This is a genomic window from Saccharothrix sp. ALI-22-I (assembly GCF_001984175.1).
Lineage (GTDB): Bacteria > Actinomycetota > Actinomycetes > Mycobacteriales > Pseudonocardiaceae > Actinosynnema.
Map to the genome: position 1 here is coordinate 257659 of NZ_MTQP01000067.1, position 24010 is coordinate 281668.

General features: G+C 68.3%; 30 protein-coding genes and 1 pseudogene. 11 read left to right on the forward strand and 20 right to left on the reverse strand.

Going from position 1 to position 24010, the window contains the following annotated elements:
* Window positions 1-31 precede the first annotated feature (31 nt).
* On the reverse strand, window positions 32-589 hold the full coding sequence (locus tag ALI22I_RS33490) for an ImmA/IrrE family metallo-endopeptidase (RefSeq protein ID WP_077009564.1): 558 nt from the start codon (window positions 587-589) through the stop codon (window positions 32-34).
* The gene (locus ALI22I_RS33495) at window positions 586-1092 is read right to left on the reverse strand and encodes a helix-turn-helix domain-containing protein (RefSeq protein ID WP_077009565.1); all 507 of its coding nucleotides are present in this window, start codon (window positions 1090-1092) and stop codon (window positions 586-588) included. Before ALI22I_RS33495 ends, ALI22I_RS33490 begins: the two co-directional genes overlap by 4 nt.
* Before the next feature lie 162 nt (window positions 1093-1254).
* Between ALI22I_RS33495 and ALI22I_RS33500 the strand changes: the two genes are divergently transcribed.
* Genes ALI22I_RS33500 through ALI22I_RS33505 form a run of 3 tightly spaced genes read left to right on the forward strand, consistent with a single transcriptional unit; the run spans window position 1255 to window position 3334 of the window.
* On the forward strand, window positions 1255-1503 hold the full coding sequence (locus ALI22I_RS33500; protein ID WP_077009566.1) for a multiubiquitin domain-containing protein: 249 nt from the start codon (window positions 1255-1257) through the stop codon (window positions 1501-1503).
* Window positions 1503-1865 (forward strand): hypothetical protein, encoded by a 363-nt coding sequence (locus tag ALI22I_RS49840; protein WP_143532575.1) that lies wholly within the window; start codon window positions 1503-1505, stop codon window positions 1863-1865. The genes ALI22I_RS33500 and ALI22I_RS49840 overlap by 1 nt, the downstream gene beginning before the upstream one ends.
* A complete protein-coding gene (locus ALI22I_RS33505; RefSeq protein WP_077009567.1) occupies window positions 1862-3334 on the forward strand; it encodes a ThiF family adenylyltransferase in 1473 nt (490 codons plus the stop codon). The genes ALI22I_RS49840 and ALI22I_RS33505 overlap by 4 nt, the downstream gene beginning before the upstream one ends.
* A gap of 115 nt (window positions 3335-3449) precedes the next feature.
* Here ALI22I_RS33505 and nucS read toward each other — a convergent pair whose 3' ends face one another.
* Together nucS and ALI22I_RS55725 are read right to left on the reverse strand one after the other, a co-directional pair.
* Window positions 3450-4109 (reverse strand): endonuclease NucS, encoded by a 660-nt coding sequence (nucS, locus tag ALI22I_RS33510; RefSeq protein ID WP_077009568.1) that lies wholly within the window; start codon window positions 4107-4109, stop codon window positions 3450-3452.
* Window positions 4106-4345: an endonuclease NucS domain-containing protein gene (locus ALI22I_RS55725; RefSeq protein ID WP_077009569.1), complete on the reverse strand. Its 240-nt coding sequence runs from the start codon at window positions 4343-4345 to the stop codon at window positions 4106-4108. Before ALI22I_RS55725 ends, nucS begins: the two co-directional genes overlap by 4 nt.
* An 82-nt stretch (window positions 4346-4427) precedes the next feature.
* Here ALI22I_RS55725 and ALI22I_RS55175 point away from each other — a divergent pair, with 82 nt between their 5' ends.
* Together ALI22I_RS55175 and ALI22I_RS33520 are read left to right on the forward strand one after the other, a co-directional pair.
* Window positions 4428-4562 (forward strand): amino acid permease C-terminal domain-containing protein, encoded by a 135-nt coding sequence (locus ALI22I_RS55175; RefSeq protein WP_338013527.1) that lies wholly within the window; start codon window positions 4428-4430, stop codon window positions 4560-4562.
* Between the two features lie 2 nt (window positions 4563-4564).
* Window positions 4565-5101, forward strand: a complete 537-nt coding sequence (locus tag ALI22I_RS33520; protein WP_077010119.1) for an NUDIX domain-containing protein — start codon at window positions 4565-4567, stop codon at window positions 5099-5101.
* Window positions 5102-5216: 115 nt separating this feature from the next.
* Here ALI22I_RS33520 and ALI22I_RS33525 read toward each other — a convergent pair whose 3' ends face one another.
* Window positions 5217-5990 (reverse strand): enoyl-CoA hydratase-related protein, encoded by a 774-nt coding sequence (locus tag ALI22I_RS33525; protein ID WP_077009570.1) that lies wholly within the window; start codon window positions 5988-5990, stop codon window positions 5217-5219.
* Window positions 5991-6046: 56 nt separating this feature from the next.
* Between ALI22I_RS33525 and ALI22I_RS33530 the strand changes: the two genes are divergently transcribed.
* Window positions 6047-6853: a hypothetical protein gene (locus tag ALI22I_RS33530; RefSeq protein WP_077009571.1), complete on the forward strand. Its 807-nt coding sequence runs from the start codon at window positions 6047-6049 to the stop codon at window positions 6851-6853.
* Window positions 6854-6982: 129 nt separating this feature from the next.
* Here ALI22I_RS33530 and ALI22I_RS33535 read toward each other — a convergent pair.
* A pseudogene (locus ALI22I_RS33535) lies at window positions 6983-7156 on the reverse strand (helix-turn-helix domain-containing protein); the annotation flags it as partial.
* Between the two features lie 33 nt (window positions 7157-7189).
* Here ALI22I_RS33535 and ALI22I_RS33540 point away from each other — a divergent pair.
* On the forward strand, window positions 7190-7726 hold the full coding sequence (locus ALI22I_RS33540; RefSeq protein ID WP_077009572.1) for a cysteine hydrolase family protein: 537 nt from the start codon (window positions 7190-7192) through the stop codon (window positions 7724-7726).
* 6 nt (window positions 7727-7732) lie between these two features.
* Here the strand turns inward: ALI22I_RS33540 and ALI22I_RS33545 are convergent, their stop codons facing one another.
* Window positions 7733-9724: a protein meaA gene (locus tag ALI22I_RS33545; RefSeq protein WP_077009573.1), complete on the reverse strand. Its 1992-nt coding sequence runs from the start codon at window positions 9722-9724 to the stop codon at window positions 7733-7735.
* Window positions 9725-9944: 220 nt separating this feature from the next.
* Between ALI22I_RS33545 and ALI22I_RS33550 the strand changes: the two genes are divergently transcribed.
* Window positions 9945-10253 carry a hypothetical protein gene (locus ALI22I_RS33550; protein ID WP_077009574.1) on the forward strand — a complete coding sequence of 103 codons (309 nt, stop codon included), beginning with the start codon at window positions 9945-9947 and terminating at the stop codon, window positions 10251-10253.
* A gap of 27 nt (window positions 10254-10280) precedes the next feature.
* On the opposite strand, the gene murA is transcribed toward ALI22I_RS33550, so the two are convergent.
* On the reverse strand, window positions 10281-11537 hold the full coding sequence (gene murA / locus ALI22I_RS33555) for a UDP-N-acetylglucosamine 1-carboxyvinyltransferase (protein WP_077009575.1): 1257 nt from the start codon (window positions 11535-11537) through the stop codon (window positions 10281-10283).
* 95 nt (window positions 11538-11632) lie between these two features.
* Here murA and ALI22I_RS33560 point away from each other — a divergent pair, with 95 nt between their 5' ends.
* A complete protein-coding gene (locus ALI22I_RS33560; RefSeq protein ID WP_077009576.1) occupies window positions 11633-12205 on the forward strand; it encodes a cob(I)yrinic acid a,c-diamide adenosyltransferase in 573 nt (190 codons plus the stop codon).
* Window positions 12206-12219: 14 nt separating this feature from the next.
* Here ALI22I_RS33560 and ALI22I_RS33565 read toward each other — a convergent pair whose 3' ends face one another.
* Window positions 12220-12582, reverse strand: coding sequence for a winged helix-turn-helix transcriptional regulator (locus tag ALI22I_RS33565; protein ID WP_077009577.1), 363 nt, complete (start codon window positions 12580-12582; stop codon window positions 12220-12222).
* A gap of 93 nt (window positions 12583-12675) precedes the next feature.
* Between ALI22I_RS33565 and ALI22I_RS33570 the strand changes: the two genes are divergently transcribed.
* Window positions 12676-13548: an NAD(P)-dependent oxidoreductase gene (locus ALI22I_RS33570; RefSeq protein WP_077009578.1), complete on the forward strand. Its 873-nt coding sequence runs from the start codon at window positions 12676-12678 to the stop codon at window positions 13546-13548.
* 51 nt (window positions 13549-13599) lie between these two features.
* On the opposite strand, the gene ALI22I_RS33575 is transcribed toward ALI22I_RS33570, so the two are convergent.
* Both ALI22I_RS33575 and ALI22I_RS33580 read right to left on the reverse strand, forming a co-directional pair.
* A complete protein-coding gene (locus tag ALI22I_RS33575; protein WP_077009579.1) occupies window positions 13600-14031 on the reverse strand; it encodes a DUF2550 domain-containing protein in 432 nt (143 codons plus the stop codon).
* A gap of 22 nt (window positions 14032-14053) precedes the next feature.
* Window positions 14054-14419: a F0F1 ATP synthase subunit epsilon gene (locus tag ALI22I_RS33580; protein ID WP_077010120.1), complete on the reverse strand. Its 366-nt coding sequence runs from the start codon at window positions 14417-14419 to the stop codon at window positions 14054-14056.
* Window positions 14420-14624: 205 nt separating this feature from the next.
* On the opposite strand from ALI22I_RS33580, the gene ALI22I_RS33585 reads away from it, so the two are divergent.
* Window positions 14625-15371 (forward strand): IclR family transcriptional regulator, encoded by a 747-nt coding sequence (locus ALI22I_RS33585; protein ID WP_077009580.1) that lies wholly within the window; start codon window positions 14625-14627, stop codon window positions 15369-15371.
* A 106-nt stretch (window positions 15372-15477) separates the two neighbouring features.
* On the opposite strand, the gene atpD is transcribed toward ALI22I_RS33585, so the two are convergent.
* The 9 genes from atpD to ALI22I_RS33630 all read right to left on the reverse strand — a co-directional run bounded on the left by atpD (window position 15478) and on the right by ALI22I_RS33630 (window position 23920).
* Window positions 15478-16914, reverse strand: coding sequence for a F0F1 ATP synthase subunit beta (atpD, locus tag ALI22I_RS33590; RefSeq protein WP_202971133.1), 1437 nt, complete (start codon window positions 16912-16914; stop codon window positions 15478-15480).
* The gene (locus ALI22I_RS33595) at window positions 16907-17842 is read right to left on the reverse strand and encodes a F0F1 ATP synthase subunit gamma (RefSeq protein ID WP_077009582.1); all 936 of its coding nucleotides are present in this window, start codon (window positions 17840-17842) and stop codon (window positions 16907-16909) included. The genes atpD and ALI22I_RS33595 overlap by 8 nt, the downstream gene beginning before the upstream one ends.
* Window positions 17843-17849: 7 nt before the next feature.
* Complete coding sequence (gene atpA, locus ALI22I_RS33600) at window positions 17850-19499, reverse strand: F0F1 ATP synthase subunit alpha (protein WP_077009583.1); 1650 nt, start codon at window positions 19497-19499, stop codon at window positions 17850-17852.
* A gap of 59 nt (window positions 19500-19558) precedes the next feature.
* Window positions 19559-20386 (reverse strand): F0F1 ATP synthase subunit delta, encoded by an 828-nt coding sequence (locus ALI22I_RS33605; protein ID WP_077009584.1) that lies wholly within the window; start codon window positions 20384-20386, stop codon window positions 19559-19561.
* 10 nt (window positions 20387-20396) lie between these two features.
* On the reverse strand, window positions 20397-20942 hold the full coding sequence (locus ALI22I_RS33610; RefSeq protein ID WP_077009585.1) for a F0F1 ATP synthase subunit B: 546 nt from the start codon (window positions 20940-20942) through the stop codon (window positions 20397-20399).
* Between the two features lie 31 nt (window positions 20943-20973).
* Window positions 20974-21225, reverse strand: a complete 252-nt coding sequence (locus ALI22I_RS33615; protein ID WP_179118449.1) for an ATP F0F1 synthase subunit C — start codon at window positions 21223-21225, stop codon at window positions 20974-20976.
* 61 nt (window positions 21226-21286) lie between these two features.
* Window positions 21287-22066, reverse strand: coding sequence for a F0F1 ATP synthase subunit A (gene atpB / locus ALI22I_RS33620; protein WP_143532576.1), 780 nt, complete (start codon window positions 22064-22066; stop codon window positions 21287-21289).
* Between the two features lie 152 nt (window positions 22067-22218).
* Complete coding sequence (locus ALI22I_RS33625; protein ID WP_077009586.1) at window positions 22219-22677, reverse strand: hypothetical protein; 459 nt, start codon at window positions 22675-22677, stop codon at window positions 22219-22221.
* A gap of 82 nt (window positions 22678-22759) precedes the next feature.
* Window positions 22760-23920, reverse strand: coding sequence for a glycosyltransferase family 4 protein (locus ALI22I_RS33630; RefSeq protein ID WP_083752214.1), 1161 nt, complete (start codon window positions 23918-23920; stop codon window positions 22760-22762).
* Window positions 23921-24010 lie beyond the last annotated feature (90 nt).

The window sequence follows — 24010 nt, forward strand, 5'->3', positions numbered from 1 at the left end:
CACCCGACGATCAATCTGCAGGAACTCTAGGTCACCCGGTCTTCGCCTTGACCTGCCTGGCCACGCCGGTGGAGTTGTAGCGATACCTGGCCATCTCCGTCGTGACGTTGTACCGCTTGGCGATCTCATCAGGGCCCCAGCCTTGATAGGCGGCGGCGGTCAGCAGTGGGCGAGGGAGCAGGAGGGTCCCACCGAATGCGGTGGCCTGCTCCTCTTCGTCGGGCTTGCAGGTCCGAAACGGGATGCCCTCGATCTCACGGACCTCGGATAGCTGGTGGTCGAGCAGGCGGTGGGCCACCTCGTGCGCGACATCGCTGGCGAGGCGACCGGGGCTTCGAACCGGGTTCAAGACGATGAACAAGCGGCCCGCGATCTCGAAGGTAGCCGCTGAGAACGCGAAGGCTTGGATGCGCTCCAGTTCATGCAGCCGCTCGATGTCCACAAGCTTGTCGGCCCCTACGACCTTCATCTGCAGGTGCTCGGCAAGCTGGGCGACATCGACAGGGGCACTGCTCTGGAGACCCATCTCCTTGCGCAGCCGTACCGCTTCGCGCTCGGCGTGCGCCTTGAATCCGCGCGGCAGGCTCACAGTTCACCCGCCTCGACGAGTTCCCGGAGCCCATCGTGCATGTCGACGAGAAGCGGCCCCAGTCGCTCAGGCACCCCGGGCCGCATCGTCGGTGCGGCTCTGAGATGACAGGCGACGAGCGGCTGCGTTGGCTGAACTTCCTCTGCCAACGCCTCGTACATCTGCCGGATGACAGACGCGATGCTCGACGCAGCCTCCGGCTTGAGCCGAGGGTCCGCGCTCAGATGCGAGATCGCTTCTTCTAGCGGCGTTTCGCGGCGTTCGGCGACCGGTGAGAAGAAGCGGCTTGGCGGAACACCGATCCAGGCACAGATCGCCGTGAACGAGGCGAGGTCCGGCTGGGCGCCACCTTCAACGCGAGAGAGCGTGCTGAAGCTGACACCCGCTTCTGCTGCGGCTTGCCGGAGGGACTGCGCGCCCCGGTGCTGCCGAACGAGGGCACCGAGCTGCGCACCGTCCAATCGTTCGGCAGGAGTCGCCGCCTGCTTGCCGGAGCTAGCCACGTGTGTTTCGCGCGCGCGAGGGAGCCATGGGTCACATCATAGGCCAATAACGCAACTTTGGTGCAACAACGTGGGTAGTTGCGGATACCCGAACCTCGTGTCACTCTTATGTCAACAGCCAGGGAATGCATCTCTGCTGACACGGTCAGATTGGAGCTGGAGATGAGCGACACCGGCCGCACCGAGCACACGGTCCAGATCACCATCGACGGTCGTCCGTTCCAGGTCGAACCAGGTCACCACCTCACCGCTGCTGTACTGCTGGAGCTGGCCGGGCTCGACCCGAGCGGCTACGACCTCGCAGAGATCCGAGGGCAGGGGGAGATCGTCAAGTTCGAGGACGCGGAGATCGTCACTGTCCGCCCGCGTAAGAAGTTTGTCTCGATCCGCCAGGTCGCCCCGGTCGCCTGATGACTGCCACCATCCCGACTGTCGGGGCCGACGCGTTCATCGCCGGACTCAGTCGCTGCGGCGTTGCAGCTGCCCAGCAGGCTGCGGTTGTGACCTTCCCGGTCGAAGCAGTGACCAGCTCTGGACCTCAGATCGTCCAGACCGGTGTCGCTGCCGCCGAACTGCAGGCGTGGCCAGCGGTACCCCCACACTGGGTGCACTTTCCGGACAGCATCCAGTTCACGAACACGAACGCGAACGCCACCGAGACCCTGCCGGGATGGACGCGACATTCCCGGGATATCCGGAACTGGGGCAATGCTGCTGAGGCAGCGCAGGCATGGCTTGCCCACGTCCGCTCGGTTCTGCTGGACGCTCGGTGACCGTCTCCGCCGCCATGATCGACACCGTCGATCATGAACTGCAGCGGCACCTCCTTCGCGACGACGGTCAAGAAGACGTCTGCCTGGCGATCTACAACCCGTCGACCGGGCGAACGCGCATCACTGCTCTGATCAACGCTCCGCTGCTGCCTAGACACGGCGAGCGCGCCGTCCATGGAAACGCCTCATTCACCGGCGACTACATCGTGCGGGGCGCGATCGAAGCCGCTGCTGCCGGAGGCGGACTCGTCCTCCTCCATTCACATCCTGGCGCTGACGGCTGGCAGGGTATGTCGCAGCCCGACTACACGACCGAGCGCTCGTACGCCCACCTCGTCCAGGAACTGACCGGCCTGCCAATGATCGGCATGACGCTGGCAGGAAGCGGCGACTGGTCCTGCCGCCAGTGGTCCGCCGATGGCGAACCAACCCACGGCGAATCCGTGCGGGTCCTCAGCGACCGCCTCCGGATCACCTGGAACGACCGCCTCCGCCACGCGCCAGCTACGACTGCCAGCCAAGAGCGCGCCGTCTCCTCGTGGGGCGAAGCCACGCAGGCATGCCTGGCGCGGACCCGAGTACTCGTGGTCGGTGCTGGCAGCGTCGGCCTCGATGTCGCACTGCGACTCGCGGCCACCGGCCTCGTGAACATCGCCGTGATGGACTTCGACAGCCTGGAGATCGTCAACCTCGACCGCATGATCGGGGCCACGCGAGGCGATCTCCTGCTCGCGCGCAGCAAGGTCGAAGTCGCGCACCGCCTCATGATGCGCGCCGCCACAGCGGACAGACCTGAGTTCGCGCTGCTCGACATGAGCGTCTGCGAACCCGAAGGCATGGCCGCCGCGCTCGACTACGACGTGATCATTAGCTGCGTCGACAAGCCATGGGCTCGAGGCGTCCTCAACACCCTCGCCTACGCCGACCTCATCCCCGTGCTCGACGGCGGCATCGGGATCGACACCTTCGACGACGGCACCATGCGCAGCGCAACCTGGCGAACGCACACGATCATGCCTGGGCAACCGTGCATGGTCTGCAACGGCCAACTCGATCCAGCGACTGCGCAGAAGGACAAGCTGGGGCTCTTCGAAGACGAGACCTACATCCGAGGTGCTGGCAGGACGCTCACTCCCGCACGCCAGAACGTCGCCGTCCTGTCGGCGAGTGTCAGCGCCGGGCTCCTTGCCCAGTTCGTCAGCCTCATGGTCGCGCCCGGCGGGGTGGGAATACCCGGCCCGCTCCGGTACGCCCTCGCCCCGCACTGGCTTGAACACGTCCGAGTAACAACCCTTTCGAACTGCGCGTTCGAAGCCGCGACGGCGACTGGCGACTGCCGCCTTCCCCTTACTGGCCCGCATCCGCGCGTCCACGACAGTCAAACGGCACGCAACCTGCGCCAGCGTGGGCTAAAGACCCGCGTCCTGCGCAAAGTGATCTCGTGGGCTGAAAGGCACCTGCCGCTCTGATCCCAGCTACCTCACCGTCCCGGTCGCAGCGGCTTCAGGAGGCCCGAGCGGTGACGACCTCGGTCGCGCGCACCGCTGCCGCCTGTCGACAGACCGCAGATAGCCTGGGGCCGTGTCAAAACAGGCGGAACTCGTTGGAGTCGGTGCCGCGCAGGGCGTCGTAGTCCAGCACCACGCATCGAATGCCGCGGTCCTCAGCAAGGGTGCGGGCCTGGAGCTTGATCTGCTGCGCAGCGAAGACCCCTTTCACGGGGGCCAGTCGCGGGTCGCGGTTGAGCAGTTCGAGGTAGCGGGTCAACTGCTCCACCCCGTCGATCTCTCCGCGGCGCTTGATTTCTACCGCGACGCTGCCCCCGGCCGCGTCCCGACACATCAGGTCCACCGGACCGATCGCGGTCGGGTACTCCCTACGCACCAAGGTCCACCCCTCTCCAAGGGTGGTGACGTGCTCGGCCAGCAACTCTTGGAGGTGCGCCTCGACGCCGTCCTTCTGCAAGCCGGGGTCGACGCCTAGCTCGTGCTTCGAGTCGTGCATGACCTCGTCGATCGTGATCACGATCTTCTCGCCTGCTTTGTTCTGCACCGTCCAGATGTCCGGATCCTCGATCAGCCAGCAAGGTGGCGACATCCAGTTGAGCGGCTTATAGGAGCCGCCATCCGAGTGCACAAGAACGGACCCATCCGCTTTCACCATCAATAGCCGATTAGCCATCGGCAGATGGGCAGTGAGCCGACCGAAGTAGTCAACTTGGCAGCGAGCGATCACGAGCCTCACTGTGCGTACCCCCCAGCGAGCGAGTATCCGGCGAGCCCTCGAAGGGCACCAAGCGCCGACGCAGCGAACAGAGACAGGTGTTTCAACCCCGGATAGAGCGGCTTGAACGCGCGGTCGTCGGAGTGGATCGACACCGAGCCGTCGGCCTTGATCAGCAACAGCCTCTGGGCCATCGGCAGATGGGCGGTGAGGCGTCCGACGTAGTCGACCTGGCAGCGAGCGATGACGAGGCGCACGGCCGACAGGCTACGGGGTGCGGGACCCGATCCACCGGCAGGTACCGTCGGCCGACGTGTCACCGCGGTCAGGACTGGGGCAATGACGCCCGCCACGTGGTCCGCCTTCGGCGTCTGGTCCGCGGGGGGCTTGGTGGTGTACTTCGGGTACGGGCGGCGGCGATCGGAACTGGCCCGGTCGCGGTCCGGCCCGGAGCAACCGGCACAGGGAGAGTGATCGTGGAAACCCTCGGATCGCGTGAGGTGTACGCGAACCAGTGGATGGTGGTCCGGGAGGACGCCATCGGGCGGGCAGACGGGACCACCGGGATCTACGGTGTGGTGGACAAACCCGACTTCGCGCTGGTCATCCCCATGGACGGCGAGCGGCTGCGGCTCGTCGAGCAGTACCGCTACCCGTTGGGGCTGCGGCGCTGGGAGTTCCCGCAGGGCACCGCGCCGGAACGAGCGGACTCGGACCCGATGGAGCTGGCGGCGCGGGAGTTGCGGGAGGAGACCGGGTTGCGGGCGGGCAAGCTCGTGCAGCTCGGTCTGCTGGACGTCGCGCCGGGCATGTCCAGCCAGCGCGGCCGGGTGTTCCTGGCCACCCAGCTCACGGAGGGCTTCCACGAGCGGGAGCACGAGGAGCAGGACATGCGCTCGGCGTGGTTCCCCCGGGCGGACTTCGAGGCGATGGTCGCGCGCGGCGAGATCACCGACGCCCAGTCGATCGCCGCCTACACCCTGCTCCTGCTGCACGAGCACGCCCAGCCGTGAACTGTGTTGGATTGCCGCTCCTCCGGAGACGGCGGGCTCGGTCGCCTGGAAGTCGACCTCGCGGGGTGGTCGGGGTCTGCGGGCAGCGGGCGACGGCGGTGTCTGCAAGGGTGGGTTAGTCGGTCCACGTGGCCGGGCGCTTTTCCAGGAACGAGGACATTCCTTCCTTGGCCGCCGGGGTCTGTGACGCGGCCGCCATCACCTCCACCGCGATGGCGTACGCGTCGGCCTCGGGTCGGTCGAGCTGGGCGTAGATGGTCTGCTTGCCCAACGCCTTGCTGGCCCGACTGCCGCGGGTGGCCCGGCGCATCAGGTCGTCCACCGCCTCGTCCAGCTCGGCCAGCGGCACGACGCGGTTCACCAGGCCCCACTGCTCGGCGGTCCGCGCGTCCACCGCGTCACCGGTCAGCGCCATCTCCATCAGCCGCTTGCGCCCCACCGCACGTGCCACCGGCACGGCCGGGGTGTGGCAGAACCAGCCGCCCTTGCCGCCGGGCAGGGCGAACGCCGCCTCCTCGGCCGCCACCGCCAGGTCGCACGACGCCATCAGCTGACAGCCGGCCGCGGTGGCCAAGCCGTGCACCCGGGCGATCACCACCTGCGGCACGGACTCGATGGTGCGCATCAGGTCCGTGCACAGCATCAGCAACTCGCGCACGCCCTCCAGGTCGCGCGCCGACACGTCGGCGAAGTCGTGCCCGGCGGAGAACACCGGCCCTTCGGCCGCGAGCACCACACCCACCGCGTCCGACGCGGCGACGTCGCGGAACGCGGTCAGCAGTTCCGCCAGGTGCTCGGCGGACAGCGAGTTGCGCCGTGCGGCGCGGTCCATGGTGATCCGTACGACGTCATCCGTGCGGTCGACGCGGATGTGCTGGTATTCGGCCATGTTGTGACGGTAACCGGCCCCGCCACCACCTGCTTGCGGACTAGCGTCCACGGACTATGAGACTTCGTCTGTTAGCCCTCGGCGTGCTGTTGGCGGGTTGCGGGTCGACCGGCGCGCCGGTTCCGCCCGCCTGGGCGCCAAGCACGCCGACCACTCCCGCCGCGGTCGACTTCCCGGTGGCCGCCGTGCCGCGCCCGATCGTGCTGATGGGCCCGCCGCTGGTGAACGTGGTCGGCTACGGCAGCGACGCGGAGAAGGTGGCGGCGAGCAGCGGCCGGTTCTCGTTCACCGGGGCCGAGCCCGCGACGCCGGGGCCGACGTCGGTGTTCCTGCCCGACGGTCGGGCGACGTTCCCGCTGATCGGCGCGCGGGACGCGGTGGCCGCGATGTCCGCGGACCGCGGCGAGGGGATGACGCTGGAACTGGTGAGCGCCGAGTTGAGCACCGTGGTGTTCCAGACCGACCGGGGCGCGTTGGAGCTGCCCGCGTGGAAGTTCCGCACGCCGTCCGGCAGCGTGTTGGCGTGGCCCGCGATCACACCGGACGCGTTCTGGAAGTTCGGCGAGGTGCGCTACGCGCTGCACCACGCCACCACCACTGGCGACGGGGTGCAGCTGGAGGTGGAGTTGCCCGCGCCCACCCCGCCTTGCCCCGGTGAGGCGGAAACCGTCACCGAGACCGTGGTGGTCGAGGCGGCGACGTCCGTGACGGTCGGTCTGCGGACGGTGAGCGAAGGCGACGGGAACTGCGCCCGCGACGCGATGTACCGCACTCGGACTCACACCGTGAGGCTGAAGGAGCCGTTGGGCGCGCGGGTGTTGTTGGACGAGAACAACGGCGTCATTCCCGTAACCACGCGGTAGGTCGTTTGCGTTTGCCGTGCCGGGCGTCGTTTCGCGGGGATCGGCCGCGATGACTTACTCACCGGAGACCACCGACAATCTCCGGCCGTCAGGCCGAGCCTGTGGACAACTGCCGAACCCGAGCGCCGGTCAGGAAGTGGCGGGTACGCGGAACGTGCGGCGGTAAGCGTCGGGGGCCACGCCCAGTTCGGCGCGTAGCCGGCGGCGGAGGTTCGTGGGAGTGCCCAGGCCCGAGCGCTCGGCCACGCGGTGCACTGGCAGGTCCGTGGTCTCCAGCAGGCGTTGCGCCAGCTGCACGCGCTGCACCGGACCGAGAACCGCCTCAGACTTGACCCCATGACCGACAAGGCCAACACCGTCCTGATCCTGATCGACGTGCAGCGCGGCTTCGACGACCCGTTCTGGGGCAAGCGCAACAACCCCGACGCGGAGGCGAACATCGCTCGCCTCCTCGATTCCTGGACCGGTCCGCTGGTGCTGGTCCGGCACGATTCGACCAAGCCCGGCTCACCGCTGCGCCCCGGCCAGGACGGCAACCGGTTCAAGCCGGAACTCGACCGGGCCAACCCCGACCTCGTGTTCGCCAAGAACGTCAACTCCGCGTTCCACGGCGAAGTCGACCTGGACGGGTGGCTGAAAGCACGCCGGATCACCGACATCGTGCTCGCCGGCATCCAGACCAACATGTGCGTGGAGACGACGGCCCGGGTCGGCGGCAACCTCGGCTACCGCGTCCGCGTAGTCCTCGACGCCACGTTCACGTTCGGCCTGGAGGACCTGACCGCCGACCAGCTCGCCCAGGCCACCGCCACCAACCTGCGTGGTGGCGGGTTCGCCGAGATCGTGACCACCCCGGAAGTGATCCAGCTGTGACGTGGTCTAGAGCCCGTTCGCGGTGCGCACGACGGTCACGATCTCGTCCATGATCTGGGTGAGCTCGTAGTCCTTGGGCGTGAACACCCGCGCCACACCGCGGTCCCGCAGCTTGTCGGCGTCGTCGGGCGGGACGATCCCCCCGACGATGACCGGCACGTCACCGGCCCCGGCCGCACGCAGGCCGTCGACCACGGCGGGCACGACCTCCAGGTGCGAACCGGACAGGATCGACAGGCCCACCACGTGCACGTCCTCCTGCACGGCGGCGGCGACGATCTGTGCGGGCGTGAGCCGAATCCCCTGGTACACGACCTCGAAGCCGACATCGCGGGCCCGCACGGCGACCTGCTCGGCGCCGTTGGAGTGCCCGTCCAGACCGGGCTTGCCGACCAGAATCCGCAGCCGCTCGCCCAGTTCTTCACCCGTGGCCCGCACGCGCTCGCGCACGCGACCGATCTCGACACCCGCGTCACCGGACGCCGACGCGGCGGAAACACCCGTAGGAGCACGGTATTCGCCGAACGTCTCACGCAACGCGGACGCCCACTCACCGGTCGTCACCCCGGCGTGCGCGCACGCGATGGTGGCCTCGACCAGGTTCCGGTCCGTCTTCGCCGCCGCCCGCAGGTCGTCCAAAGTGGACTGCACCAGCACGTCGTCGCGCGAGGACTTCCACGCCCGGATCGCCTCGACCGCGTGCTGTTCCACGACCGGGTCGATCTGCAGGATCGCGTTCGCGCCCTCGGCCTGCAACGGCGACGGCTCGGTGGTGGCGAACTTGTTCACGCCCACCACGACGTCCTCACCGGACTCCACCCGTCGACGCCGCTCCGCCAGCGACGACACCAGCGCCGACTTCATGTACCCGGACTCGACGGCCGCCACCGCGCCACCCATCGCCTGCACGCGGTCGATCTCGGCCCGCGCGCCCTCGACGATCTCGTCCACCTTGGCCTCGACGACGTGCGAGCCGTCGAAGATGTCCTGGTACTCCAACAGGTCCGTCTCGTAGGCCAGCACCTGCTGCATGCGCAGCGCCCACTGCTGGTCCCACGGCCGGGGCAGTCCCAGCGCCTCGTTCCACGCGGGCAGCTGGATCGCGCGGGCCCGTGCGTCGCGGGACAGCGTCACCGCCAGCATCTCCAGCACGATCCGCTGCACGTTGTTCTCCGGCTGCGCCTCGGTCAGCCCGAGCGAGTTCACCTGCACGCCGTAGCGGAACCGGCGGTGCTTGGCGTCGGCGATGCCGTACCGGTCACGGGTGATCTCGTCCCACAACCGGACGAACGCCCGCATCTTGCACATCTCCTCGACGAACCGCACCCCGGCGTTGACGAAGAAGGACATGCGGGCGACGACCTCACCACGCCGCTCCTCGGGCACCTGGCCGGAGTCGAACACCGAGTCCAGCACCGCGATCGCGGTGGACATCGAGTACGCGATCTCCTGCACGGGCGTCGCGCCCGCCTCCTGGAGGTGGTACGAGCAGATGTTGATCGGGTTCCACTTCGGCACGTTCGACACGGTCCACGCGACCATGTCGGTGATCAGCCGCAGGCTGGGGCCGGGCGGGAACACGTACGTGCCGCGGGACAGGTACTCCTTGATGATGTCGTTCTGCGTCGTGCCCGAGAGGGTGGCGCGGTCCGCGCCCTGCTCCTCGGCGACGCTCACGTACAGCGCGAGCAGCCACATGGCGGTCGCGTTGATGGTCATCGACGTGTTCGCCTCACCCAGCGGGATCCGGTCGAACAGCTTGCGCATGTCGCCGATGTGGCCGATCGGCACGCCGACCTTGCCGACCTCGCCCTTGGCCAGCTCGTCGTCCGGGTCGTAACCGGTCTGCGTCGGCAGGTCGAACGCCACGGACAGACCCGTCTGCCCCTTGGCCAGGTTGCGGCGGTACAGCTCGTTGGAGGCGGTGGCGCTGGAGTGGCCCGCGTACGTCCGCATCACCCACGGGCGGTCGCGCTCTCGGTCGGCCGGGTACGGCACGGCAACCTCCTACGGTGTTGGATTGCCGCTGCTCCGCAGACGGCGAGCTCGGTCGCCGGGGGAGTCGGTCGTTCGTGACTCGTTTCCGACCATCGAAAAGCGTGATCGCCGGAAACGAGTCACGAACGACCGACGCGACCTCGCGTTGTTCCCCCGTAGCGTACTGACGGGTAACACGGGCCGCGCGTGCCGTTGCTCACTGAATCGAGCCTGGTGGAGCATGGACGGCGTGACCGTGCTCACGTCGTTCCTGCTGCTGGTGGTCGTGTTCGGAGTGCTCGGCGGGGTGCTGTTCTGGGCGTTCGGCAACGACCGGCGGGCCGTGCCCGACTACACCGGCGACGACTTCGGCCTGCTGACCGAAGTCGCCGCGGTGCCCACGGGGGCGGCGGCCGACGTGCTGGCCAAGCGTTTGCGGGCGGCCCGGATCAAGGTGACCGTGGTGCGACGCGGCGGCCTGCACCGACTCATGGTCTTCCCGGCCGACGTGCCCGACGCCAAACTGCTGCTGCGAGGGGAGCCTTCCTGATCGAAGACCGGGAAGGCTCCCACCCGGTCAGGCGCTGACGCGGTCCACGGTCGCGCCGAGCTTGCGCAGGTTCTCCACGAAGCCCGGGTAGCCGCGCTCGATGTGGAAGATCTCGTACACCTCGGTCACGCCCTCCGCGCACAGCCCGGCCAGCACCAGCCCCGCGCCCGCGCGGATGTCCGACGCCCACACCGGCGCGCTGGACAGCCGCTCCACGCCCCGCACCACCGCGTGGTGACCATCGGTGCGCGCGTCCGCACCCAGCCGCACCATCTCCTCGATGAACCGGAACCGCGCCTCGAACAGGTTCTCGGTGATCATCGACGTGCCGTCGGACACCGCCGACAGCGCGATCGCGAACGGCTGGTTGTCGGTGGCGAAACCCGGGTAGGGCAGCGTCACGAAGTCCACCGACAGCGGCCGGTCGCGCTGCACCACGCGGAAGCCGTCGTCGAACGTGGTCACCTCCGCGCCCGCCATCCGCAGCTTCTCCAGCACCAGGTCGAGGTGGTGCGGGTTCACCCCGCGCACGGTGATGTCACCGCGCGTCATCACCGCGGCGAACGCCCAGGTGGCGCCGACGATCCGGTCACCGATGACCCGGTGCTCGGTCGGCTGCAACGACTCGACGCCGTGCACGGTCAGCGTGGACGTGCCCGCGCCCTCGATCTTGGCGCCCATCTGCTGGAGCATCACGCAGATGTCCACGATCTCCGGCTCGCGGGCGGCGTTGTCGATGACCGTGGTGCCGTTGGCCAGCACCGCCGCCATCAGGATGTTCTCCGTCGCGCCCACGCTGGGGAAGTCGAGCCAGATCTGCGCGCCGTGCAGGCCCTCGGCCTCGGCGACCACGCAGCCGTGCTCGATCTCGCTGGTCGCGCCGAGCTTGCGCAGGCCGTTCTGGTGCATGTCCAGCGGCCTGCTGCCGATCGCGTCACCACCGGGGAGGGCGACCACGGCACGCCGGCACCGGCCCACCAGGGGGCCCAGGACGCAGACGGACGCGCGGAGCTTGCCCATCGCCTCGGAGTCGGCGCGGTGGTTCAGCTCCTTCGGCGTGGTGATGGTGACGACGCCGCCGTCGAGGACGACCTCGCAGCCCAGGCTGCGCAGGACGTCCGCCATCAGCGGCACGTCCAGGATCTCCGGGCAGTTGGTGATGGTGGTGGTGCCCTCGGCCAGCAGTGCCGCCGCCATCAGCTTGAGCACGCTGTTCTTCGCGCCTACGACGTCGACCTCGCCGACGAGGCGCGCACCGCCGTGAACCCGGAAGTGCTCACTCACGTAAGGAACTCCTTGCTCGTTGTGGCGCAATCCTACGTACGGGATTGGATCCTGCACGTCCGCGGTGGTTCGCCCCGGTGTCTACAGTGCTGTGCATGGCCGTGCACCTGACGAAGATCTACACCCGTGTCGGCGACGACGGGACCACCGGGCTCGGCGATTTCTCCCGGGTGCCGAAGACCTCGCCCAGGATCACCGCGTACGCCGACGTGGACGAGACCAACGCCGCGCTGGGCGTGGCCCTCGCGCTCGGCGCGCTGGAGCCGGACGTCGCCGAGGTGGTGCGGCAGGTCCAGAACGACCTGTTCGACGTCGGCGCGGACCTGTGCACGCCCATCGTGCCCGACCCCAAGTACCCGCCGCTGCGGGTCACCCAGGCCTACGTGGACCGGTTGGAGTCGTGGTGCGACTCCTTCAACTCCCGACTGGGCAAGCTGGAGTCGTTCATCCTCAACGGTGGCACACCCGGCGCGGCCCTGCTGCACCAGGCCCGGACCATCGCCCGGCGGGCCGAGCGCGGCACGTGGGCGTTGATCGAGGTCGAGGCGGAGCAGACCAACGTGCTGACCGCGAAGTACCTCAACCGGCTGTCCGACCTGCTGTTCATCCTCGCCCGGGTGGCCAACCCGGACGGTGACGTGCTCTGGCGGCCCGGCGCCAACGCCTGACACCGGTCGGCGAGTCAGGCCACGGGGACGGCCACCTTCTCGGCGCCGATGCGCTGGATGCGTTCGGTGCCCCACGCCCCCAGCGCGGCCAGCGCGTGGTTGAGCGACACCCCGTGCCCGGTCAGCGAGTACTCCACCCTGGGCGGCACCTCCGGGAACACCTCGCGGTGCACGAGACCGTCCTCCTCCATCTCCCGCAACTGCTGGACCAGCATCTTCTCGCTCACCCCCGGCAGGCCGCGGCGGAGCTGGGCGAACCGCCGCACCCCGTACTGGTCCAGCTCCCAGAGGATCAGCGACTTCCACTTCCCGGACACCACGTCCATCGCGGCGTCGATACCGCAGAAGTAGGGACCACGTCGCGCCGTCGTCGCCATCCGCCCTCCTCAAACCCTCACTTACCAAAAGGTGTGTACTGCACAAAATAGTCCGTACTGGTTGAGACTACCGGCACCGACGACGATCAAGTCATGACGAACACGAACACGAAGGTGACCGTTCTCGGGCTGGGCGAGATGGGCAGTGCCCTGGCCGCCGCCCTGGTGCACGCGGGGCACACCACCACGGTCTGGAACAGGTCGCAGGGCAAGGCCGACGCCCTCGTCGGCCTGGGCGCCACCGCCGCCCCCACGGTGCGCGACGCGGTCACGGCGGGCGACGTGGTGGTCGCGTGCCTCTACGACGCCGCCTCGGTCCACGAAGTCCTCGACCCGGTGGCCGACCTGCTCACCGGCCGGACGCTGGTCAACGTCACCACGACCAACCCGGAACAGGCCAGGGAGATCGCCGACTGGGCGGCCGGGCACGGCGTGGTGTACCTGGACGGCGGCATCATGGCCGTGCCGCCGATGATCGGCGGGCCCGGCTCGTCGGTCCTCTACAGCGGCTCGGCCGCCGCGTTCGAGCAGTACCGGCCCCTGCTGGACCTGTGGGGCGAGAGCGCGTACTTCGGCGAGGACGCCGGCCTGGCATCGCTGTACGACATCGCCCTGCTCGCCGGCATGTACGTCATGTTCGCCGGCTTCATGCACGGCGCGGCGATGGTCGCGGGCGCGGGCGTGTCGGCGACGGAGTTCGCCGGGCGATCCGCGGCGTGGCTGTCCGCGATGACCAGCGCGTTCGCCGGGCTCGCCGCCGTGATCGACGGCGGTGACTACACCGTCGACGACCAGCAGAGCCTCGAATTCTCCGACCTCGGCAAAATGGTCGAAGCGAGCGCCGCGCAGGGCATCAGCACAGAGGTGGTCGACATGGTGCAGAACCTGATCCGCCGCCAGATCGACGCCGGTCACGGCAAAGAGGGCTTCGCCCGGATCATCGAGAGCATCAAACAACCCGGCTGAGCCACCCCGGCTGAGCTACTGAGCCACGGCTGAGCTACGACGCCCCTGGCGTCAGGAGGCCCAGGGAATGGATCGGCCCGGAGGCGCTGACTCCAACCAGGACAGGAATCCTGTCAGCGCGTCCGGGCCCATCGCGATCTCGACCTCGCCCCTGGTGCCGCGACAGCGGAGTACCACCGCGCCCGCGGGCATCGCGTACGCCTCCGGCGCGGTGGGCTCACGGCGATCGTCGATCTCGAAGCCTTCACGGGAGATGACCATGTCCGGGCCGGAGCGCAGGCTCAGCACGCGGAACCAGGTGAACTCGTCTCCCCGGTAGTGCCCGACGCCCAGGTGCCAACCCCGACCGGAGTCGTCGAGCCTCGACCTCAGCGCGACGTGCACACCACCGGCGCGCAGCAGCCGGACGCGGCGCCACGTGACGTACGCGAGGACCACCACCGCAGCGAACAGGACCACCCCGACAAGTTCGGCGATCCCCACGGCGTTTGTCCGTTCGTCCGCGTCAGGCCGAATGTCCCGCGGCGCGGAGCCGCGCGATGGCCCTTGCCCGCTGGACGTCGTCCGAGTTCTGCACGTCCGCGCGGGCCTGTTCCACGTCGATCTCGTGGGAGAGTTCCGCATCCTCGGCGAGGATGCTCACGCCCTCACCGGTCACGGAGAGGAACCCGCCGTGCACGGCCGCCGTCACGAGTTCGTTGTCGGTGGTCCGGACCCGGACCACGCCGCCCTCGACCAACTGCCCGAGCACGGGCTCGTGGCCCGGCAGGATGCCGATCTCGCCCTCAAGGGTCTGTGCGACCACCGAAGTGGCCTTGCCGGACCACAGGCGGCGTTCCACGGCGACCAACTGGACAGTCATCTCGGCCACGCGCATCTCCCTCGTCGACTGGAGTCAACCGCAGTCTAAACGGTCACCGGAACACCCCGCCGCACCAGCCACCCCCAGGCGCTCTTTACGTGCGGTCCGGCAGCAGTCACCGCAGGTCGTGCGGACGGGTGCACCCATGAAGCCGGTGAGACGAGTCACCACCGCATCGGCGGGCGACAATTCCGGTGAGTGGAAGACTGGACTCGTGTCGACACCGAAGTCGCTGCTGGAGCGCGCGTTCTCACTGCTGTCCGTGTTCACCGTGGACCGACCCGCGGTGACGCTGTCCGAGCTGAGCCGCCACTCCGGCCTGCCGCTGAGCACCACGCACCGACTGGTGGCGTCCCTGGTGGAGCTGCGCGCCCTCGACCGGGACCCGGACGGGCGGTATTCCGTGGGCCTGAGGCTGCTGGAGCTGGGCGCGCTGTCCCGGGGCAGCCTGGACCTGCGGGACCGGGCGTTGCCGTTCCTGGAGGACCTGCACGAGGTCACGCGGCACAACGTGCAGCTGGCCGTGCGGGACGGCACGGAGGTGGTGTACCTGGAGCGGATCTCGGCGCGTGACGCGGTGAACGTGGTGACGCGCGTCGGCAGCCGGATGCCGTTGCACTGCACGGGCGTCGGTCTGGTGCTGCTGGCCACCGCGCCGGTCGCGGTGCAGGAATCCGTGCTGGCGGCGCCGTTGAAGCGGTTCACGCCCAAGACGATCGTGTCGTCCGGTGAACTGCGCGAAGTGCTGGCCCGCGTGCGCCGCGACGGTTACGCCATCAGCGACCGCCAGATCGAGATGATCACGTACTCGGTCGCCGCACCCGTGCGCGGCCAGGACGGTGACGTGGTGGCCTCTGTGTCGGCCGTGGTGCCCACGGGGACGCGCACGGACACCCTCGTGCCCGCCGTGCGGACGTGCGGCCTGGCGATCTCCCGTGCCCTCGGCTGGGCCTCCGGCTGAAAGCCCCGACCAAACCCCTGCCAAACCCCGGAACGAGCCGAAGGGCCGTCCCCGCAACGGGAACGGCCCTTCGGTGTGACTGGCGGACTTGTCAGCCGGTGAAGGCTTACTTGCCCGCGAGCTTCTTGGCGTTGGCCTCGACGTCGTCCAACCCGCCGCAGGAGAAGAACGCCTGCTCCGGGTAGTGGTCGAACTCGCCCTTGCAGACCCGGTCGAACGCCTCGATCGTGTCCTTGATCGGCACGAACGAACCCGGCTGGTCGGTGAACTTCTCGGCCACGATGAAGTTCTGGCCGAGGAAGCGCTCCAGGCGACGGGCGCGACCGACGAGGACCTTGTCCTCTTCGGACAGCTCGTCCATACCGAGGATGGCGATGATGTCCTGCAGTTCCTTGTACTTCTGCAGGATCCGCTTGACCTCCTGCGCCACCCGGTAGTGCTCCTCGCCGACGATCGACGGCTCCAGGATCCGGGACGACGAGGACAGCGGGTCCACCGCCGGGTAGATGCCCTTCTGGGAGATCGGACGGGAAAGCTCCGTCGTCGCGTCCAGGTGGGCGAACGTGGTGGCCGGCGCGGGGTCGGTGTAGTCGTCCGCGGGCACGTAGATGGCCTGCAGCGAGGTGATCGACTTACCGCGCGTCGAGGTGATGCGCTCCTGGAGCTCACCCATCTCGTCCGCCAGCGTCGGCTGGTAACCCACGGCGGACGGCATGCGGCCCAGCAGGGTCGACACCTCCGAGCCCGCCTGGGTGAACCGGAAGATGTTGTCGATGAACAGCAGCACGTCCTGGCCCTGCACGTCGCGGAAGTACTCCGCCATCGTCAGCGCGGACAGCGCGACCCGCATACGCGTGCCGGGCGGCTCGTCCATCTGACCGAACACCAGGGCGGTGTCGCCGAGCACGCCCATCTCCTCCATTTCGAGGAGGAGGTCGGTGCCTTCACGGGTGCGCTCGCCGACGCCGGCGAACACCGACGTGCCGGAGAACTCGCGGGCGATACGGGTGATCATCTCCTGGATGAGCACCGTCTTGCCCACGCCCGCGCCGCCGAACAGGCCGATCTTGCCGCCCTTGACGTACGGGGTCAGCAGGTCGATGACCTTGATGCCCGTTTCCAGGATCTCGGTCTTGCCCTCCAGCTGGTCGAACGCCGGAGCCTTGCGGTGGATGCCCCACTGCTCGCCGTCGCGGCCGAGGCCGGGCTCGTCGAGGCAGTCGCCCAGCGCGTTGAACACGTGGCCCTTGACGACGTCACCGACGGGCACCTGGATGGCGTTGCCGGTGTCGCTCACAGCCGCGCCGCGGACCAGGCCGTCGGTCGGCTGCATCGAAATGGTGCGGACCAGGTTGTCACCCAGGTGCTGGGCGACTTCCAGGGTCAGCGTCTTGGCCACCGCTTCCGCGGTGATCTCGGCGTGCAGTGCGTTGAACAGCTCCGGCACCGCGCCACGTGGGAACTCCACGTCGACGACGGCACCGATCACCCGGACCACACGGCCGGTGCGGGTGGTGGTGGCAGTAGCACTCATGTCACTCATCACTTCCTGCGCCCCCGGTAAGCGCGGAAGCGCCACCGACGATCTCGCTGATCTCCTGGGTGATCTGGGCCTGGCGCGCCTGGTTCGCCTGGCGGCTGAGCGTCCGCACGAGTTCGGTGGCGTTGTCCGTCGCCGCCTTCATCGCGGTCCGTCGCGCCGCCGACTCCGAGGCCGCCGCGTCCAGCAGTGCCGAGAAGAGCCTGGTCTTGACGTACTTGGGCAGCAACGCGCCCAACAACGTCTCCGCGTTCGGTTCGAACGAGTACACCGACTGGAGCCTCTTCGGCTCCGGGTCGTATTCGACCTCCATCGGCGCGATCCGCTTGGCGACCGGCGTCTGGCTCAGCATGGACTTGAACTCGGTGTAGACCACGTGCAGCTCGTCCACACCGAGGATGCCGTCCGGACCCGGCTGGTCACCCTCGTCGTCGCTGCCTGCGACGAACGCCTTGACCAGCGCGTCACCGGCCTCGACGGCGTTGATGTAGTGCGGCAGCTGCGAGAAGCCGCTCCACTCGCCCGCGACCGCGCGCCTGCGGAACTTGTAGTAGCTCATGCCCTTGCGCCCGATGACGTAGAGCACGGGCTCCTTGCCCTCGGACCGCAGCAGGGTCAGCAGCTCCTCGGCGGCCCGCAGCACGTTGGCGTTGTAACCGCCGCACATGCCCTTGTCGCTGGTCACGACCAGCACACCAGCCCGACGGGAGTTCGTGCGCTCGGTCAGCAGCGGGTGGTCGAGGTTCGCGGACGCCGTCGCCAGCGCGGAGAGGACCGAGGTGATCTCCTCCGCGTAGGGCCGGGAGGCCGCAACCCGCGTCTGCGCCTTGGCCAGGCGGGACGTGGCGATGAGCTCGTACGCCTTGGTGATCTTCTTGGTCGAGTTGACCGTGCGGATCCGTTGGCGCAGCTCGCGAATCTGTGCTGCCATGCCTACGTCACTTCTTGGTCGGAGCGGGTCGGTTGACCTTCACCGACTCCTGTCCGACCTTGTCGGCGTCCATCGCGTCGGCCGGCGCCTCGTTGACTACAACCGTGGCGCCGTTCGAGGCGGTGAACTGCTGCTTGAACGCGTTGACAGCGTCCACGATGCCCTGCTCGGCGTCCTTCGACAACGTCTTGGACTCGCGGATACCCGAGAAGATCACATCGTGGCTGCGCCGGACGTGGTCCAGGAACTCCGACTCGAAGCGGCGGACGTCGGCCACCGGGATGTCGTCGTAGTACCCGTTCGTACCGAGGTAGATCGAGACGACCTGCTCCTCGACCGGGACCGGCGAGTACTGGCCCTGCTTGAGCAGCTCGACCAGGCGCGCGCCGCGCTCCAGCTGGGCACGCGAGGCCGCGTCGAGGTCCGAGGCGAAGGCGGAGAACGCCTCCAACTCGCGGAACTGCGACAGGTCCAGGCGCAGCGAGCCGGCGACCGTCTTCATCGCCTTGATCTGCGCGGCGCCACCGACGCGGGACACCGAGATGCCCACGTTGACGGCCGGGCGCACACCGGCGTTGAACAGGTCGGACTCCAGGAAGCACTGGCCGTCGGTGATCGAGATGACGTTGGTCGGGATGTACGCCGACACGTCGTTGGCCTTGGTCTCGATGATCGGCAGGCCGGTCATCGAGCCGCCGCCCATGTCGTCGGACAGCTTCGCGCAGCGCTCCAGCAGGCGCGAGTGCAAGTAGAAGACGTCGCCCGGGTACGCCTCACGGCCCGGCGGGCGGCGCAGCAGCAGCGAGATGGCGCGGTACGCCTCCGCCTGCTTGGTCAGGTCGTCGAAGACGATCAGGACGTGCTTGCCCTGGTACATCCAGTGCTGGCCGATGGTCGAGCCGGTGTAGGGCGCGAGCCACTTGAAGCCGGCCGAGTCGGACGCGGGGGCGGCGACGATGGTGGTGTACTCCAGCGCGCCCGCCTCCTCCAGCGCGGTCTTGACGCCCGCGATGGTGGAGCCCTTCTGGCCGATGGCGACGTAGACGCAGCGGACCTGCTGCTTCGGGTCGCCCGACTCCCAGGCCTTCTTCTGGTTGATGATCGTGTCGATGCAGACCGCGGTCTTGCCGGTCTTGCGGTCGCCGATGATCAGCTGGCGCTGGCCGCGGCCGATCGGGGTCATCGAGTCGATGGCCTTGATGCCGGTCTGCATCGGCTCGTTCACCGGCTGCCGCTGCAGCACCGACGCGGCCTGGAGCTCCAGGGCGCGGTTTTCGTCGGCCACGATGTCACCGAGGCCGTCGATCGGCTGGCCGAGCGGGTTCACCACGCGGCCCAGGAAGCCGTCGCCGACCGGCACGGAGAGCACCTGGCCGGTCCGCTTGACCTCCTGGCCTTCTTCGATCTTGTCGAAGTCACCCAGGATGACCGCGCCGATCGTGCGGACGTCCAGGTTCAGGGCCACGCCGAGCACGCCGCCGGGGAACTCCAGCAACTCGTTGGTCATGGTGCCGGGCAGACCCTCGACGATGGCGATCCCGTCGTAGGTCTCCGCGACGACGCCGACCTCTTCCCGGCTCACATCCGGGGAGTAGGCCGAGACGTACTTCTCGATCGCACTGCGGATCTCGTCCGACGAGATCGTCAGCTCCGCCATGTCGTTCCTGCTCTCACTTCGTTCTGGGAAAGGGGCTTGTGGGCCGCGGTTCCGGTCGGTCAGCCGGCGAGGTCGCGGCGCAGTGACGCCAGCCGACCGGCCACGCTTCCGTCGATGACTTCGTCGCCGATCTTGATCAGCAGGCCGCCGCGCAGCGTGGGGTCGACCTCCACGTGCAGTGCGATCGGCCTGGAGTAGATCCGGGTCAGCGTGGCTTCGAGGCGGTCCTGCTGCGCCGCGTCCAACTCGACAGCGGTGCGGACGTGGGCGACGGAACGTTCCCGGCGCTTGGCCGCGAGTGACGCGAGGTCGCTCAGGCCACTGACGACCGTCTGGCCGCGCGGCTCGCGGACGAGTTGGTCCACCAGGGTCTTGGTGGTCGCTTCGACCTTGCCCGCCACGAGGCTGTCGACCAGCGCGACCTTGCCGGCGGGGTCGGCCGCCGGGTCGGACAGCGCCAGCTCCAGGTCGTGGTTGCCCGCGATGATGCGGCCGAGCCGGAACAGCTCGTCCTCGACCGAGTCGAGGACGCCGTCCCGCTCCGCCCGCACCAGCAGCGTGGTGCGGGCCAGCGACTCGATGCCGTCGACCAGCTCGCGCGGGCTGGACCAGCGTGCGATGACGACCGTGACCAGCACCTGCACGGTCACGTCGTCGACCTTGCCGTCGAGCAGGCCGTGCAGCAGCTGTTCGCGGGACTCGGGGTCGGAGGAGTTGTCGGCCAGCGCCCGGCGCAGCTGTGGCTGCGCCGAAAGCAGGCTCACGACGGCGAACAGCTCGTCACCCAGCTTGCCCAGGGCCGCGCTGTCCAACGTGGCGTCGACGACCTCCAGCAGCCGCAGTTCGGCGGCGGCCAGGGCGTCACGGCTTGCGGCGTGCAGCGTCATCGGCGTTCCCTCACTTGGCTACCGGAGCCGACGTGCCGTCGAGCTCGGAGAGGAACCGGTCGACGGTGCCCCGACGACGCACCTCGTCCTCCAGCGACTCGCCGACGACCCGGTCCGCCAGGTCGATGGCCAGCCGGCCCAGCTCACCGCGCAGCTCCGCGACGATCTGCGCGCGCTGCGTTTCGAGCTGGGTCTGCCCCTGGGCGATGATCCGCGCCGATTCCTCCTGCGCCTTGGTGCGCAGCTCGGTGATGATCTGCTCGCCTTCGATGCGGGCGTCATCGCGGATGCGGGCCGCCTCGGCACGGGCCTCGGCGAGCTGCGCCCGGTACTCGTCCAGCGCCTGCTGCGCCTGAGCCTGGGCCTGCTCGGCCTTCTCGATCCCGCCCTCGATCTTGGCGGCACGCTCCGCGTACAACGTCTCGAAGCGCGGCGTCACGAACTTCTTGATGACGAAGAACAGCAGCAGGAACGAGACCAGGCCGAGGATGATCTCCGACGTGTGCGGCAGGACCGGGTTGATGGCCTCTTCCTGCGCCAAGATGAGGGTATTCATCACAAACCTCTCTGATGCGATGAACTGGAGATCAGCCGGCGGCGAGGAAGTAGACGACGAAGCCGAGCAGCGCCAGCACCTCGACGATGGCGAACGTGGTCCACGCCAGACCCAGCAGCACGCCGCGGGCCTCAGGCTGGCGGGCGGTGCCGCTGATGACCGAGGAGAAGATCAGACCCACGCCGATGCCGGGGCCGATCGCGGCGAGGCCGTAACCGATCGCAGCCAGACCCGCGTTGCTGACTCCAGTCGCGGCTTCCTGCGCAAGAACGATAGCGCTCACTTGTGCTGTTCCCTTTCCAACTCGGTCCGCGAACTCTCGCGGATCGGAGGCTTGTGATTTCTCAGTGCTCTTCTGCCAGCGCCGCGCCGATGTAGTTGGCGGACAGCAGGGCGAAGATGTAGGCCTGAAGCACCATGATCAGCGCCTCCAGGAACGTCAACGCGATGGCGAAGGCGAACGCGATGGGCGCGACGATGACGGTGATACCGCCGGAGAAGAGCAGGTACTCACCGGCCAGGGTGAACACCAGCAAGAGCAGGTGACCCGCGAACATGGCCGCGAAAACTCGGATCGCGAGCGTGAGCGGGTTCAGGACGAACTTCTGGAAGAACTCGATCGGGATCAGCAGGATGAGCACGTACCACGGCGCGCCCGGCGGCATGGTCTGGTGCTTCAGGTAGCCCACGAATCCGTGGCGCTTGAAACCGACGAAGTGGTACACGGGGTAGATCACGAGCACCGAGACGGCCAGCGGGAACCCGATGTGCGACATCGTCGGGAACTGGACGATCGGGATGAGCCCGAACAGGTTGTTCACCAGGATGAAGGTGAAAACCGTGAGGATCAGCGGGACGAAGGGCTTGAAGTCCTTGGCGCCGATCTGCTCCCGGGCGATGGAGTTGCGACCGAGGTCGTACACCGACTCGGCGGCGAACTGGAACTTGCCCGGGACGAGCTTGAGGTTCCGGGTCGCGGCGATGAAGAAGGCGCCGATGATGATGATCGACAGCACCAACAGCGCCATGGGCTTGGTGACCTCGCCGAAGATCGGTGGGAGGAAGAAGTCCTTCACACCGGGTGCGACGAACTCATCACCCGCAGCCAGCACCATCGTGGTCACTGTGTTCCTTCCGGTTCTCCCGGCCGGCGTTCACTCCGCCGGGGGAATCGTCACGATCGGGACTTAACGTACCTTACGGACCGCAAGCGCCTGCGAGAGGCACCCCACCTACCTGGGTGTCCCGTCTTGCGCGCACCGTACCAGCCGGTAGATCAGGTGTTTCCAGGGGTCGGGATGACCATCTGACTGCGACTGCGCTTGGAGGCGCGCACCTCCATGAAGGTGGTGACCAGGATGGTCGACACCATCGTGATGGCGAGCGCGTTGTCGTTCAGCTCCGGGAACCTGCGCACGACCAGCAGCGCCGCGACCAACAGCAGGATCTTGCCGAGGAGGCCGGCGAACGCGGCGACCATGATGATCTGCAACGGCAGCGCGGCGGTCTTGCGCATCACCACCAGCGTCAGAACCGACGACAAGCAGGCGAGCGCACCACCGATGAGGGCGCTGACCAGGCCGGGGACACCGGCCAACACAGTCCAGAGAACCACGCCGACGGCAACCGTCGCGAGCGTCGCCCACAGCGCGCCGCGGTACATCTCGCCGGCGAGCCGCTGCACAACGGCCTCGTGGGTCCACTCGGTCTTGCCCTGAGAGCTGTCCTGGCCCATGTCACCCCCCACTGGTCGAATGCAGTCCACTGGTCGAGACCGAGTGTAAAGAGGTCTTGGTACTCACCCCACCATCGGGGGGTCACGGACGGCGTACTTCGCGAAGTCTTGGTATCGCGGATACCAACAGTGCGAGAAGAAGTCCGATACCGAGGCACCACACGACCACGCCCACGTCGAACAGCGTCAGCGCCACCGCGCCGAACGCGAGCACGCCCGCCCACAAGTAGATCAACAGCACCGCGCGGCGCTGGGAGTGGCCGATCTCCAGCAGTCGGTGGTGCAGGTGCATCTTGTCCGCGGAGAACGGGCTCTCGCCGCGCCGGGTGCGCCGGACCACGGCCATCAGCAGGTCGAGCATCGGCACGAACAGCACCGCGGCGACCACGACCAGGGGCGAGAGCAGGCCGAGGACGTCGGTCGCGCGCACCGACTCGTAGTTGATCTTGCCGGAGGCGGAGATGGTGGCCGCGGCGAGCATCAGGCCGATCAGCATCGACCCGGAGTCGCCCATGAAGATGCGCGCCGGGTTGAAGTTGTGCGGCAGGAAGCCCAGGCACGCGCCGGCCAGCGTGGCGGCGATCAGCGCGGGCGGGTACGCGCCCACGTCACCGCCGTTGTTGGCCAGCAGGCCGATGGAGAACACGCAGGTGGCGGCGGCGGCGATCAGACCGATGCCCGCGGCCAGGCCGTCCAGGCCGTCCACGAAGTTCATCGCGTTGACCATGGTCACGGCCAGCAGCACGCTCAGGATCGCGCCCTGGTTCTGGTCCAGCGACAGCAGCGAGCCGGTGCCCTCGCCGTCGTCGCCCCACGGCACCCAGAACAGCAGCCACTGCAGGCCGAACAGCACCAGGATGCCCGCCGCGGTGACCTGGCCTGCGAGTTTCGTCAGGGAGTCGAGCTCGAACCGGTCGTCCAGCACACCGACCAGGACGATCACGCCGCCACCGACGATCACCGCGTACGGGTCGTAGGAGAAGTCGAACGCCGCCCGCAGCACCGGCAGCTGGTGGGCGAGCAGCATCCCGCCCAGCACGCCGCCGTACATGGCGAGCCCGCCCATCCGCGGCATGGGCTTGACGTGCACGTCGCGTTGGCGCGGGTAGGCCACCGCGCCGATGCGGAACGCCAGCGCGCGGACCAGGCCGACGAGCAGGAACGTCACGACCGCGGAGGTGAGCGCGACGAGCAGGTACTCCCGGACGGGGAGGACGTTGGACACGGCAGGCAACTGGCCCACGGCAGGCTAGCCCCTCGGCAATGGGGTGTCGGGTGGATCGACGCGGTGCGGTTCAGTCGATAGGACCACCACGCTACTCCGATCGGGAAG